Raw genomic sequence first — 15,347 nt, forward strand, 5'->3', positions numbered from 1 at the left:
ATGCGCCATTGGTTAATCGCTTTCACCTGGTTGATAGCATTCTGCTGCGCCACGCCATCTTCAGCAGGAGAAATGACGCATGCTACGTTGGTGAAGCGATTCCCTGCACCGTTTATCATCGGCGAAAAAGATAGTACGATCCCGGTGTGGCCCATTTTTAAACAAAACGCGACAGCCAATGAATTGGTGGGCTATGTGTTCGAATCAATCGACCTCGCACCGATTTCTGGCTTCTCCGGCTTGCCGATCAACCTTCTGATTGCGCTTGATCCCAAAGGTAACTTTCTTGAGGTCAGCGTACTGACACATCACGAGCCGGTGTTTCTTGATGGCTTGGGCGAAGCGCCAATGTTTCAATTCGTCAGTCAATATAAGGGCTTGTCGTTATTTCAAAATATAAAAATAGAAACGCAAAAAAATAACACCAACAAAACACACGGCGTAAATGTTTATCTTGACGGCGTGACCAAAGCCACCGCCTCAGTGCGGATCATGAATCAAACCGTTCTTTCGGCGGCACTCAAAGTTGCGCGCAAAAAACTGGGATTTGCGGAAGGTCGTGATCCGGATTTGATTGCGCGGGTAAAGTCAGATATTTTTGTACCGAGCACCGTGGCGCAGTTAATTAGTACGGGGTTGATCAAACGCCTTGTGTTGCGGAATAGCGCGGTGGAAGAAAAGTTTAAAAAGACCGCCGGTGAAGGTCTTGATCCCGAAGCGGCGATGGATCCAAAATCCATCTTTATTGATCTCTATGTTGCCTATGTATCGGTCCCCAGTATTGGTCGCAATTTGTTGAGCGCAGATAGCTGGAAAAAACTCGAGAACCGTTTGGACAAAGGTGATCACGCACTTCTGGTGATGTCGAAAGGCCGTTATAGCGTACTCAGTGATACCTTTGTCAGTGGCACGATTCCAGACCGCTTGCAATTGCAGCAGGACAAGCTACCGATTGAAATGCGCGACCTGGATCTGGATATTGCCCTTGCTGGCAACGATGATCTGAAGATGGATTCAATCAAGGTATTTCGCGTCATTAGCCAATCCGGATTGGACCCTTCGCGATCACTTGATTTTTCACTGGCAGTGACGCGTAATCGTGGTGTCATTTATCCAGAACGCATCACCGAAAACTTTCCGTTCAGTTTTACATTACCAAAGCAGTTTTATCAGGAAGCAGAAGGAGATGACAAGACATGGAAAAGTAGTTGGATAAAACGATGGTGGGAGATTGCGCTTCTTGTCGCCGGACTTACCGTACTTGCTGTTGCCTTGACGCTGCAGAAACGACTGACAACCAATGGCACGGCGTTTGTCTGGTTCAGACGCGGTTTTTTGACCTTCACGCTCTTGTTTATCGGATGGATCGCGCAAGGACAATTGTCGATCGTCAATATCACCGGTTTTTTGCAGGCAGTGATTGGACGCCGTAGTCTGGAATTTTTCTTGTACGACCCAATGACGGTCGTTATATGGGGATTTGTCGGCGTGTCATTGTTTGTGTGGGGGCGCGGCACTTTCTGTGGTTGGTTATGTCCGTTTGGCGCGCTACAGGAATTGGTCGGGAAGCTTGCCCATTTTTTTAAAATTCCTCAGCTTAAAATAAAATCAAAAACAGATGTAAAGCTCAAGCGCATTAAATATTTTGTCCTGCTCGGCATTCTGATCAGTACTTTCTTTACCCCCAGATTAACCGATGCATTAGTCGAGGTGGAGCCATTTAAAACCGCCATCACGCTGAACTTTATCCGTTCATGGCCGTATGTTGCGTACGCCGTTGGATTATTGATCGCCAGCAGTTTTGTCTATAAATTTTTCTGCCGTTATCTTTGTCCCTTTGGTGCGGCGCTAGCGGTGCTGAGACGCTTCCGTCTTTTCGAATGGCTACCAAGACGTAAAGAATGCGGAACGCCCTGCCAGACCTGTCGTCATCGATGCGACTATCAGGCGATTAAGCCGGATGGAAAAATCGTCTACGAAGAATGTTTTCAATGTCTGGATTGCGTCGTTATTTATGAAAGCGACCACAAATGCGCGCCACTCATATTAGAAAAAAAACGTGCCCGGATAATTCCAATTCAGCCATCCCCCGTCAACCTTTAAGGAGATTATCATGCGACGTCGCACCTTTATTTCAGCTTCTATTGGCGGCGCTGTGGCTGGTTTGACCGGTTTGGCGGGATGGCAATTTTTGCAACCGCAGGCCATCTCTGGTGAGTTTAGTCGCAGCGATGTGCTTCCATGCGGCCAACGACTATTTTCTGGTGCCGATCTGGCGTTTGGTACAACGATTGGGGTTCAATTGTTGCATCATGATCAGCGCCTAGCAGAATTGGCCATACAAGACGCAATACATGAGGCGAAGAAGATTGATGCACTCATGAGCATCTATAGTGACACTAGTCAGGTCTTTCAGTTGAACCGCGATGGCCGTTTGCCGCACCCCGATCCTCATCTGTTAGTCGTTTTGAAAGAGGCGCAACGCTTCTCGGCACTGACAGACGGTGCATTCGATATAACGGTGCAACCGCTTTGGGTTAAGTTTAGCCAAGCCGCTGCTGTCAATACATTACCGTCCTATGCTGAAGTAGAGGCCGCAAAATCTCTTGTCAATTGGAAAAAACTATCCATTGATGCGCGTCAGGTTCAGTTTGAGAAATCCGGTATGTCAATTACGCTCAATGGCGTCGCCCAAGGCTATGCTGTCGATCTGGCGCTCGCTGCGATCCAATCCCGCGGTATCAGGCATGCATTGCTTGATACCGGCGAATTTATCTCGATTGGAACTAAAACACCGGACCGTCGCTGGACTGTCGGGGTGCAAGACCCCAGGATTGTTGATGCATTTACCGCAGCTTTGCAGATGGATGGACGCAGCGTGGCAACCTCGGGCGATTATGAAACGACTTTCACACCGGATTTTGTCCACAATCATATCTTTGATCCCGCCACCGGCGACTCTCCTGTTGAGTTAGCCAGCGTCACCGTTATGGCGCCAACCGGATTGTTAGCAGATGGCCTGTCTACCGCATTATTTGTCCTGGGATCTGAAAAAGCCATGATTCTTGCACCCAAACTTGATAATGTGGACGTTCTGCTGGTCGACAAAAAAGGAAAGAGCTGGAAAACCCCCAACCTGCGCGAATCATTGATTTAAAGACATAGATTTTAAGACCAAATAATGTCCACATTAGCAATAATTGTGTGTTGTCCTTTCGCTTATTTCACGAGAGAAAATTGTGGATGAAATCGCTTTTGAAAACCGTTAATCGGGTTTTTCAGGCACTATTGAATACTGGTAATTAAACTATTCAATAATTCATACATGGCTTTCAAACAAACCCGTCTGCATTCTGTTCCTGCTCTCCGTGCTGTAGTAGAAGAATACGAAGACTCTTCCTTCGGCGCGCGTCATATACATTTGCGTACCGACGATCAGGAAATGGTATTTCTGGTCGCTTTCCCCACCATTCCAGAGACCAGCGACGGCCGGGCACACATCCTCGAACATTTATCGTTGTGTGGTTCGGCGCGCTTTCCCGTGCGCGATCCATTTTTCTCGATGACACGCCGCTCGTTAGGTTGGATGAATGCACTCACCTATCCCGAGAAAACCGTTTATCCATTTGCTACGACTGATCGTACCGATTTCTTCAATTTGCTCGATGTCTATCTTGATGCGGCTTTCTTTCCTACCCTGGACTATTACGATTTTCTGCAGGAAGGATGGCGTCTTGCTTTCGAAGACGGCAAACTGGGTGTGCAAGGTGTTGTGTTGAATGAAATGAAAGGAGCGTTTTCGGACCCGATGCGGGCTCTGGATCAGGGTATTAATCAGCATCTTTTTCAACACACGACGTACATGATGGAATCCGGCGGCGATCCGCTGGAAATTCCATCACTGACACACGCAGCGTTAAAAGCATTCCATGCAAAGCATTACCACCCATCCCAAGCGGTATTTATGACCGCCGGGAACGTTGATATTACAGCGGTGCAAGCCATTATTACTGAGCGTGTACTGACAAAATTACCCGGTCGTTCAGAACGCATGATGCCGCAACTCGCCGCGACATGGGATGCGCCCAAAAATGCGACTATCGTCATTCCTGCGCAAGAAGGAAATGATAATAAATATGGATTTCAGATGAGCTGGCTATTAGGCGAATCATCCGATGCCGCGGGTAATATTCGGGCCAAATTATTAGAAGCAGGGTTATTGGGAGACGCATCAGCGCCGTTATCGCGCGCGATGGAATCCGCAGGATTTGGCCGCCCATCTGCCCTGAACCATGCAGAAACCAGTTCACGCCAAATCACTTTTCACACCGGCATGGAAGGTTTGAAGAAATCAGAAATCAGCAAAGCCAGAACACGTATTTGGGATGCACTGGAAAAAACTGCCATTGAGGGCGTCCCATCGTCAACGCTACAAGCAAGCCTGCGCGACCTGCGGTTTCATCAGCGCGAAATTAAAGGCGGCGGTCTGCCGTATGGCCTGCATCTGTTGCTTAACGCCCTGCCCTTCGAGATGAATGGCGGCGATATCATCCAGGCCTTTGATGTCGAACCTGTTCTGCAACAATTTGACGATGAAATCAAAGATCCGGCCTTTTTCAAAGGATTGGTGCAAACGTTGCTCGATTCTCCGACGCGACTCGAGTCAAGTGTCGTCGCCGAAGCGCGTTATGGCACCGACCGCATGGAAAAAGAGACTGCGCGTCTGGCTGAAATCGAAAAACATCTCACCACTGACGATCGTGCGCGTATCGTTAACGAATCCGCGGAACTGCTCCATCGGCAACGGCAGACAGTCAACAAGGATATCCTCCCACGCATCCGCCCTGCTGACGTTTCGCCGGTAGCCAAACCCGGCTTCCCCATCCCGGAACCAAAACAAGGTGCAATCGTCCTCCCAATCGCTTCCAACGGGGTGAGCTACGCATCAGTTCTGTTTAACGTTTCAGATTTTTCAGCAGATGAGTGGTGCTGGCTAAATTTGTACGCCGGATTGATTCCGGATGTCGGCGTAGGAAAAAAGAACTATGAAACAGCAAGCGCCTGGCGACAGGATTTAGTCCCTGACTTTGAAGTCAATCTGGATGTACATCAGCCGCTGGACCACAATGCGGCATTGCATATTTCGGTGGAGTTTTCTGCCAAAGGCTTGCAAGAGGAGCAAAATCAACTCCAGCAATCATTGCACGAGACGATTGCCGATGCGCGCTTTGATGAACTCGATAGACTGGCATTTTTAATTGACAGCATGGTGCGCGACGTACAAAACGACTTAGCAGAAGATGGCAGTCGCTATGCTGCACTGGCAGCGTCGGCGCCGTTATCTCGCTCAAGTCAGTTTGAGGAAGCGGTGTTTGGCGCACCGGGACTACCTTTTTATCGGTATTTGCAAGAACAGCTTGAAGATGAAAAAGGCATTAAGGCAATCGCAGACCGACTGACCACATTACATCAAAAAGTCAGCAGCAGCCCCGTCACAGTGATTGTTGCGGCGGAACCAGAGGTGGCGTCTCTATTTGCTCAGTCATTAGTCAAACCCTTCACAACAGCTTCACGACTGATGGGGGTCGCGCCACGCTCTGCCGCTCTGCCATTAGCCAATTCGGCATTGCATGCATCGGCCCAGATCAATCATTGTTTCGCTGTCTGGGCCGGACCGACTATCGCAGAGCCGGACGCCGCGTTTGTTTCCGTGCTGGCGGAATTAATGACCAACGAAGTGTTACACCGATCAATCCGTGAAGAAGGTGGTGCATACGGCGCGCAAGCCTCGCATGCGGTAGGATCCGGGCTTTTCAAAATGACGTCGTTCCGGGATCCGCGTCTGTCTGCCACGTATGCTGATTTTGAACAAGCGATTGCTTGGGTGTTGGCGTCCGAGTTGACCGAAGAAAGTATCGAAGAAGCAATCATTAGCGTCGTGCAATCAATGGACCAGCCCCGCTCACCTTACGCGGAAGCCCACAATAGTTGGTCGCGCAAGCAGATCGGTGTCACTGAAGACATGCGGATGCAATATCGTCAAAATGTTCTGCGCTGTACTGCGGCTGATCTAAAGACTGCAGCAAAAAAATGGCTACTCAACATTACTCCTAGCCGTGCTGCCTTTGTCGGAAAAATAGATCAGGATATGGCAGCACTTAGCGTCACCAAGTTGGCTTCGCTGATGTAAGTTGCATCCTTGAAAAACGTTTTCTTTCCACTTTTTATGTCCTAATCGTCGTAATTAAGCTGCCAAAAGCGGTGGTAAAAACGAAAACGAAAACAGCAGAAAAAACAGCGATAATGGCGGCAATAATGGCGTTCGTACGGAGCATATATCAAGCATGAACATCAGGCACCACGATCAGACATGAAGCTGCATGTGATCACGCGTACAAACAATACACAAAGCAAAGCACAAAGCGAGGTTAACGTTGTTAGCCCTTAATAATTAAAACGATAAGCTTCTCTAAGCTAAATTTTTACTCTACTAATGAAAAATAACACATTACCGCCACAGACTCTCTCAGTCTGGCGCTACCAAAAACGGTGCACCGATGTTCTTTCCAATCTAAAAAAAATCTCCGAAAACTTGTGGGTATTTTTTAGATCGTCGCATATATGCTGGCTATAACGTAAGGGCGTCGTATGCCACTCAAAGCTGCTCTCTTTCGTCGGGGCCACGAATCCTTGCTGGCCCTCCTCATCGCTTTCAATTTTTTATTGTTGGTGGGCTTATGGGTCGGAATAAATATATACACAAAAAATGAAAGTACGGCCGCTATTCATGCCGCTAATAGCGACATGGAAAACCTTGTGCGTGGCTACGAACAATACATTTTACGGACTCTCCATCACGATGACGAGGTGGTCAAGTTTTTAAAGTTTCAGTACGAAAGTAGAGAGGGCGCAATCGATCTACCAGACTTTGTTGAGCGCGGTCTGCTGTCGTCCGATGTGCTAACGCTGGCGTCCATCATCAACGAAAATGGTGACCTCATTGCAACCACGCGACCAGAACCGTTCGAGAGAGTCAATCTGCGCGATCGCGAGCATTTCTATACGCACGTCTCAGCAGACTCGCAGAAAATGTTCATTAGCAAGCCTGTCGTCGGTCGTGTTTCGGCGACAGAAACCTTACAGATGTCCCGTCGTCTTAATCATGCTGACGGGACATTTGCCGGTGTCGTTGTGTTATCTGCCGAACCCTCAACCTTCACCGATTTTTATAATAAAGCAGATTTTGGAACCCAAGGTTTAGTCAGCTTGCTTGGAACCGACGGTATCTATCGCGCAATCCGCATCGGTAATACCGCAAAAAGAAATATTACGGTCGACTTTACCAGCACGGTAAAACTATATTCTGAGGCCCGCAAAGCGGAGACCCCGGTAGTCATTAAAGCGATTGATAACACTCCCCGCGTTTCCGCCTACCGACAACTCGAAGAATATCCTTTTATTGTCAGTGTCGGTATTTCCATGGAGGATGTGTTGCGGGATGTCAATTTAGCAGCGGTGACCCACTATCGATGGGCAGCCGCCGCAACCTGTCTCATAGCTATATTTTTATTGGTCACTAGTCTGTTAGCTTTCAGACTCAAAAATCATCAGGCGCAGATGGAGTACTTGGCGGGACACGATACGCTTACCCAGCTGCCCAATCGCCTGTTATTTCTCCGCAGTCTGCAAAACGCGATTAACCATTTTCAGGAAGGCAATGGTGGTACCGCCGTACTGTTTATCGACCTGGATAACTTTAAAAATATTAACGATAGTCTGGGACACGAAACAGGAGATCAGTTGCTATGCGCTGTGGCCGAACGCCTGAAATCTTCTGTTCGCAGCACCGATAGCGTATTCCGACTTGGCGGCGATGAGTTTACCGTAATCTTAAATAATTTCACCGATGACAGACTGGCGGTATTGGCCTGCAACCGCATTCTTGCGGCACTGGAACGACCATTCCCGATGAATGAAAGATCGCTATCGATTGGCGCAAGTGTGGGCATCAGCCGATATCCGCTGGATGGCAACACAACGTCAGAATTGCTACAGCGCGCTGACATCGCAATGTACCAGGCCAAGACCGAGCAAAAAGGTGCTTATAGGTTCTTTTCAGCGCGATTGGGGAACGAACTGGCAGATCGACTGGCGCTGGAGCAATCAATCAGGGAAGGGATTTCTAACGGTGAATTCTTTCTCACATACCAGGCGAAGGTTGACTTAAGAACTGAGCGCATTGTCGGATTTGAGGCACTTATGCGCTGGCGACATCCATTTAAAGGGATCATTTTGCCCGGAGAGTTTATTCCTGTGGCAGAGGCGACAGGTCTTATCTTGCCATTAGGTCGGCGCGCATTAGAAATGGCTTGTGCGCAAATGCAATTCTGGCATCAGGCCGGATTAGGCTGGATACCCGTTGCGGTCAACGTCTCCGCCCGTCAATTTAATAGCGACAGTTTGCTAGAGGAAATTGTTGCGGTTCTGAAAAAGTATGACGTCCCTCCTTCCATATTAGAAGTCGAGCTAACCGAAAGTCTGGTAATGGATGACCCTGTGGCAGCCGAGGTGATACTGCTTGAACTGAGGGCAATCGGCGTCAAGATCTCGATCGATGATTTTGGCGCTGGCCATTCATCGCTTGCTTCGCTTATGAATTTCTCAGTAGACTGCTTAAAAATCGACCGTGCGTTTATCCAAAGCAGTTCGATCGAAATTATTCGCACTGTCATCGCACTGGCAAAAAGCTTTAAGTTACAAGTCATCGCAGAAGGTGTCGAAACCAGTATCCAGCGAGACATGTTAAAAGAACTCTCTTGTGAACTTGCACAGGGATATTTCTATAGCCGGCCGTTGCCGCCGGAAGAAATACCGGCTTTACTTGAGAAATTTTCTGGCATGACCGCGTTTAACCGTTCGGACGTTGGTGAACTACCGACGGTCGTTTAAGCCAGTGTCACCAGGATTAATCTGCATGGGCAAGACGCCTGAAGGAATAGAAATAGCCAGATCAGCTAATACCGGCGAGGTAACATTAGCGGTCACTTCAATATCGACAAGAACAGCCTCAGAAACTTCATTAAAATGTGTCGTAAGAAATTCAGCGATGCAATCCTGTGTTGATTCAAGATAAGGGATGGTGCTATGGTCCGAATCAGGAATGGTTTCATCGCGCAAAACGGAGGTCAATTTTGCCACTAGCAAGTCTGTGTGCGAAGCCGGAACAACGTCATCACTCGCAGCACGAATGACAAATGTCGGCGCAGATAGTAACGGCGCATGCTTGACTGAATCAAAGCGATGCCTCAGAACGAAGCCCGGTATCGAGGGAAAGCGGCGCTTTGCAATCGCCAGCAACGAATCATAAGGTGTGATTAACACCACCGCTGCGACAGGTCTGCTGACGGCTAACTGGACAGCCACGCCCGAACCGAGGCTGCGACCGACTACGGCGATTTTCCCCGCAGTGACATGCCGATGCTCGACCATCCAGTCAAACAACATGTGCGCGTCCTCAATCATTTTTAGTTCACCCGGAATTCCTTCCGAATCCCCATAACCACGATAGTTAATGGCCAGCACCGTCATATTAGGAAACATGCGCCAGGCATCGCGCGCCACCCAGGAAACCTCCTCCGAACGCCCACCAAAATACACGACCGCGGGATGCGGGCCGGGCGCACGCGGTGTCAATAACCAACCGGAAAGCCTTGTACCATCAATGCTGCGCAGCACGACTGGCCGAGTGCGATGCCCAATACTGCGAGGACGCTCAACTTCCTTAATGCGGACCGGCTTGAAAATCAGCTTGCGTTGCGTCACAGCGACTGCGGTGGTAAAAATCAACCACCCTAGGGCGACGATCCCGCCCATTCCCGTCATTTTTTTGTATTTAATTTGCTTCATATACAATCGATTGTACTAACCTCTTCCCGATGCCGCGATAATTAATTGGTCAGGAATTGTAACGGCGCAAGGGGTGCCGCTGCACATTGTGTCGGTAGATTAAGCGCGTATCTGCCCCTATTTCCTTTCAGAAAAAACCTGTAATTGTCGGAATGACGCAACTAAACTGCGCCGCCACTTTGCGCAAAGAAGCCAACTTAAACAAATAAACGCAAATTAACAAATATACAATTAGTCTACGCCAACATTACGTTATCGCACTGACGCAGGTCACTTTCCAATATATTGGCACCAAGACTGGAACAATTCATCGTCCACAATATAGCGCAACAAAATGGCCGCATGCCTTTTACACATTCATGGACCGATACAGATGCAAAATAAAATAAAAACCTTTCTAGTCGGCTTCATATTAGCGCTGCTCAACAGCGCCTGCATGGCGCAAGAACCGATATTGAATGCCGCATTAGGCGAACAGGTCGTGATGATACCGGTCGGCTCCGGCATTTTTGGCGTCAAACTGGAAACCACTATTTTTAAACCGCCGGGAGAAGGCCCTTTTCCCTTGCTGATAATGAATCACGGCAAGGCTGCGGGCAATCCGCATTTTCAACCACGTGCGCGTTACACGGTCATCAGCAGAGAATTTGTCAAACGCGGCTATGCGGTGGTGATCCCGATGCGCAAAGGTTTTTCTCAATCCACCGGCCTTTACGTCGCGGGTGGATGCAATATTGCTGGTAACGGACGCGCGCAGGCCGATGATTTGCAAAGTGCGCTGGAATACGCGCTAGCCCAACCCTGGGCTGATAAAAAGCGCATTATCATTGCGGGCCAATCACACGGCGGATTGACCACAATGGCATTCGGATCGCGCAATTTTCCCGGCGTGAAGGGATTGATCAATTTTGCAGGAGGACTGCGCCTCGAGGATTGCACATGGCGATCTGCATTGGTGGATGCTTTTGCTGACTATGGCGCGAAGACAAAGGTGCCTAGTGTGTGGTTTTACGGCGCGAACGATAGTTACTTTAATCCGGAAGTCGCCACCAAAATGCTTGCTGCTTATAATGCTGCTGGCGGTCAAGCCATATTAATCGCCTACGGCCCATTTAAAAACGATTCACACGGCATGAGCAGCAGTCAGGACGGCGTGGACATTTGGTGGCCGGAAACGGAAAAATTTTTAAAGGGAATCGGCATGCCGACGGACACAGGGATCTCTCCGATTAACGCCTCGGCAAACGCGACATTGCAATAAAGTTGCCATCACCCAAACCAAAATTTCAATAGAACTCAAGGTAATTTCTATGGGAGATACATCGGCATTAACGGCGCAGCCTTATTCTGAGCCGATGCGTTCCTAACAGCATCGGCGACAAATTGGTCATCTTTACCATCAGAGGAAAACGCGCGTGTTAATTCCCCACCAAAGGTCGAAGTCTCCCATTTTTTGCGATTCCCCACTACGTAGAAACGTCGCTTTGCCCTTGTGGCTGCGACATTGATAATGTTTGGCTTGTTTCCGCCCCATCCTATGGCTCCGGCAGTTTGCCCGCCCAGGACAAAGATTACAGATTCACATTCCTTTCCTTGGAATGTGTGAACTGTTCCAACATGGCTCTTGAGCCACTTCTTGACCGCGCCTTCATCTGCCTGTGGAGCCCATTCTTTGAGTCGCTCAGCAAGGAGATTTTGCAGTCCGTCAGCAACTGACTTGAATGGCGAAATGACGAAGATATCTGGCAAGCCATCGATCTGATTTACCCATTTTTTTTGTTGGTATCGAATAACAATTTGCGTGGCAACTAAGCCTTCGGCGGTACTGAAATGCTCATCGAAGTCATCCGATTCCACATGAATCCATCGGGAACGCCCGAACAGAGGCCGAGAGATTGTGTTGGCTATTTCATCTTTTGGGTTGGGACCAAATACCATCTTATTATTGTAGGCAATAGCGTTCGACAATGAGAACATTGGAGCAACGCATCGTCGATGAACGCGTAAAGGTGAACCGACCCACAGCTCTGCTCCGTCATATTGCGTCACGTGCGAGCCATGGGAATTACCGCGGTCTGCCAGATGCTGTGCGGAGTATTCTGTCAGGAGATGGCGTATCGGCGCACCATGATATTTCAATATTTCGTTATCTAGTTTTCTGTTCACTGTAATCACCGGCTCAACCTGCAGCGGGTCTCCGACAAGGAGGGCACGTTTTGAGCGCCAAATTGCACCAAGCGCATTAGATGGCACTGCTTGACCGGCCTCATCAATGAGAAGAAGCCCTATTGCACCTTCTCCAAGATTGCCAAAACAACGAGGAAACGACGCGAATGTACTAGAAACGACAGGCACTGCCAAAAAAAATGTTGCCCAGAAGTGCGGTGCCATCGTCGGCAGCAACTCTTGAACATGCGGCTGCCGCTCAAGCATGCCGAGTGCAAGTTGGAAATTTATATCAAATGCCTCTCCCGCATGCTTCATAAACGATTTATGCAAATGCATCGCTGCAACGAAAACCGCGGCACGCGCCTCTTGATAGAGAGTGTTATTGCGGGGCAGACTCGTTTGTTGAACGTCTATTGGTAAGGATTTAAAACCCGTATGGTCATGCGCGGCCACACCCAGGGTTTCCACGAGCGATGCAGTGGATTTTTCAATACGCGTCACCTCCTTCGCGGATGCCGCAACAGCGAGTCGTGCATCAGAGAGGATTCGCTCCAATTTTGCTGCACGCTCCTCAATTTCAAGGCAATTTCTTCTTAAGCCTGCGGCGGCCTGCCAAAGAGTGTTGGACGCATCCGAAAGCACAATCTGTCGTGTGCGAAATTTTCGGTATTCTTCTCGGTCAAATAGCCATTTTAAGATTTGGCGCAAAACTGGCCATTCTTGATGGAGTATTGTGTGCGCATCAAGGGTAGATTTTGCCTGCGTTTCTATGTCAGAGAGCCTTCGTTTTAAACCCTCTCGCTCTTTCACCACCGGCGTTAAGTTATCGAGCGCCTGCCTTAAGCGCTCCTCTGAATCAGAGAATGATTTTACTGCGACATTCAATCGGGATAAGTTAAGTTCGTATTCACACATTTTGGCTTGTGTGGCCCGCACGTTATCCATCGCGGTCCGAAATTGTGTACGCGCTTGCTCCCAATTCAGATCATTTGAAGGCTCAGCGTCGAGAGCCCCTGACAATCCTCCCTTTTCACTAAACCGCCTCAACTTTTCAGCAACGAGATTGCAGTTTGCCCTCTTTCCGAGAGGTACTGATATCAATCCCCAGCATTTCATCAGGTCTTGCTCTATAGAGATTTGCTCTTCGAGATTTTTATCTTCCGCGCTGCTGATAACATCCCCGTAGGCAGAGGACATTTTATTACTTTTCTTTCGCTTATTCGCTTCGTCATTGACAATCGATTCGGCAATAGCGCCGAAATAATTAAACGGGGTGCCGTTTATGGTGAGTGACGTTGAAGAGACCTTTTTGATGTTAGGCAGATCACGCGTAATGTTTTCGACCGCATTGTTATTTGCGCTAGCAACTACGATACCAAAATCTAATAATCGTTGATCCACCAAGTAACAGCCGTCACCCACAGGTAACTTACTCGTTTCAGGATATTCGACGCGCTGCTCATTGCGAGAAAATGCCTCTGCTGGATTGGCAAAAGACGCTAGAACTTCTGCGCGGTCAATAATACGGGCAGCGATAACATCCATTAACAGCGTTGTCTTTCCCGTACCTGGTGGACCATTTACCGAAAAAATTCCTCCATCTTTCATTTCATGCAGCGCAGTGTTGACCGCAACCTGCTGCATCATGAACAGCGGGAACTCAGACGGCCAGCGCCCCAAAGGAAATTTCTCTGCGGACAAGAGGCGATTCGCTATGTCCAGTTGACTCACATCAATCTTTTGCGCCATAGGCCGCTCATCTTGCAAATATCTCTTTATTTGCTGTGATTCTGAACCTCTTTCCCCGAGGTTCAGAATCCGCTGAATATCCTCAAGATAGAACGAATTAATTGGGTCCATTTCAGTCGGTGGCGAGATGGTCCTACCATTCTCATTAAGCAGAGGGATCGTGTGGACGTATATTTGAGACGAAGCCATTAGCGCTCGCGGGCTCCAATCTAACTCTTCAATCAGAATTTCAATAATTTCCTCGAACCAGTACCCGTCGACGACACTGTCGTGGTCTCGTGATAGAAGGTTCTCAATCTTTGTCTTGAGCAAAAAAGAGATTGCTTCGTAATCGTATCTTTTTTGATTCTTTCGTTCGGCAAACGCGATGGCATATGCAGCCAATTGCAAACTTGAAACAACCGGACCGCCAGCGCCGGTCATTTCGATGGCACAAAGGAATGTGTTCCCGTATACGTTACGCTTTTGATTTCCTGAGTAATTTTCGGCATCCTCTGCGCCGGCATACAGCTTTAATAGTTCCTTCTCCAATATTTTTTTATCGACCACTCCAAAATAAACAAAATATTTAAACTCCTCTTGGCGTGTGTCATAGGGCGGTACCTGCCACGGTAGCAGCTCAGCGTATTGTTTCTTAAAGGCGCGTCGTCGTCGCTTAACATTTTCTTTGGGGATATCCGGATACATTAGGGCTTCGACGTCAAACCAGTAACGGAGTGTTTTGATATATTCGGAGGTCATATTTTTTGTGTGCGCAAGAAAATGAAAACACTGCTTTCTTGTCAGCAACTCATTAAAAAGGGAGTGAAGGATTCAGCAAGAAAAATTCGTGATACTTACAGATGACGAATCAGTCATGCGAACGAAATGCCCAATTTTCATTGGACGTATGTAACTATCGTCGTTCAACTGCGGCAGTCGGAATCTCTGGATAGACAATAGGATCGCCAGAACCATTTTGGTTAATAATCGGCCCAACCACATTCCGGCCAAACCAAGCACTAACACCCGTCCCAACGACACCGCCAACGACCGGTCCAAACGCAGAGCCAATTCCCGCACCGCCAATAGCGCCAGCAACGGGATTTAACCCAAACGGATCACTACACGAAACCGGATTTCCACCCACATACCCATACGTATTAATCCCGCCCTCCAACCCAATCGGGTCGCTCTGCAAATACCGTCCCCACTGCGGATCATAATCCCGATAGTAATTATAAAAGTGGTCCGTCTCCCGATCTGCTGGGTGTCGCCTGTACGCTGGCGACTGTGCCGCCGAGACCGGCAAGAGTTATCAATACGACGACGGTGAAAAATTTCCAGCCGTGATATCGGCAGCGTGTCAGTGCTTTAATAATAATGCCGAAATTTGCTGCACTGCTTGCTTCTGTAAATGATCCTCATCCCACTCAACAGATTGCCCCATACATCCCACCTCCCAAATATTGCATTTGAAATTTCGTGCTAAATAATAGGCGGGGTTGTTGCGCTATGGATGGCGTTGAACTATTGAGTTAGGG

Annotated in this window: 8 protein-coding genes; 5 read left to right on the forward strand and 3 right to left on the reverse strand. The window is 48.5% G+C overall.

Annotation, left to right across the window (positions count from 1 at the left end; genetic code table 11):
* The first annotated feature begins 72 nt into the window (after positions 1 to 72).
* The 4 genes from ACXX82_RS08965 (at position 73) to ACXX82_RS08980 (ending at position 8,949) form a co-directional block, all read left to right on the forward strand.
* Entirely contained in the window at positions 73 to 2,103 is a 2,031-nt protein-coding gene (locus ACXX82_RS08965; protein ID WP_458562793.1) for a 4Fe-4S binding protein, read from the forward strand.
* A gap of 10 nt (positions 2,104 to 2,113) precedes the next feature.
* Positions 2,114 to 3,157: an FAD:protein FMN transferase gene (locus tag ACXX82_RS08970; protein WP_322233818.1), complete on the forward strand. Its 1,044-nt coding sequence runs from the start codon at positions 2,114 to 2,116 to the stop codon at positions 3,155 to 3,157.
* 168 nt (positions 3,158 to 3,325) lie between these two features.
* Positions 3,326 to 6,190, forward strand: a complete 2,865-nt coding sequence (locus tag ACXX82_RS08975; RefSeq protein WP_458562794.1) for an insulinase family protein — start codon at positions 3,326 to 3,328, stop codon at positions 6,188 to 6,190.
* Positions 6,191 to 6,648: 458 nt separating this feature from the next.
* Positions 6,649 to 8,949: a bifunctional diguanylate cyclase/phosphodiesterase gene (locus ACXX82_RS08980; RefSeq protein WP_458562795.1), complete on the forward strand. Its 2,301-nt coding sequence runs from the start codon at positions 6,649 to 6,651 to the stop codon at positions 8,947 to 8,949.
* Here the strand turns inward: ACXX82_RS08980 and ACXX82_RS08985 are convergent.
* Positions 8,932 to 9,906, reverse strand: coding sequence for an alpha/beta hydrolase (locus tag ACXX82_RS08985; RefSeq protein WP_322233824.1), 975 nt, complete (start codon positions 9,904 to 9,906; stop codon positions 8,932 to 8,934). The genes ACXX82_RS08980 and ACXX82_RS08985 overlap by 18 nt on opposite strands.
* Positions 9,907 to 10,279: 373 nt before the next feature.
* Between ACXX82_RS08985 and ACXX82_RS08990 the strand changes: the two genes are divergently transcribed.
* Entirely contained in the window at positions 10,280 to 11,167 is an 888-nt protein-coding gene (locus ACXX82_RS08990) for a dienelactone hydrolase family protein (protein WP_322233827.1), read from the forward strand.
* Between the two features lie 47 nt (positions 11,168 to 11,214).
* Here the strand turns inward: ACXX82_RS08990 and ACXX82_RS08995 are convergent, their stop codons facing one another.
* Both ACXX82_RS08995 and ACXX82_RS09000 read right to left on the reverse strand, forming a co-directional pair.
* Complete coding sequence (locus tag ACXX82_RS08995) at positions 11,215 to 14,565, reverse strand: DEAD/DEAH box helicase (RefSeq protein ID WP_458562796.1); 3,351 nt, start codon at positions 14,563 to 14,565, stop codon at positions 11,215 to 11,217.
* A gap of 154 nt (positions 14,566 to 14,719) precedes the next feature.
* Positions 14,720 to 15,115 carry an RHS repeat-associated core domain-containing protein gene (locus ACXX82_RS09000; RefSeq protein ID WP_322233832.1) on the reverse strand — a complete coding sequence of 132 codons (396 nt, stop codon included), beginning with the start codon at positions 15,113 to 15,115 and terminating at the stop codon, positions 14,720 to 14,722.
* Positions 15,116 to 15,347 lie beyond the last annotated feature (232 nt).

The organism is Glaciimonas sp. GNP009, from assembly GCF_054343755.1.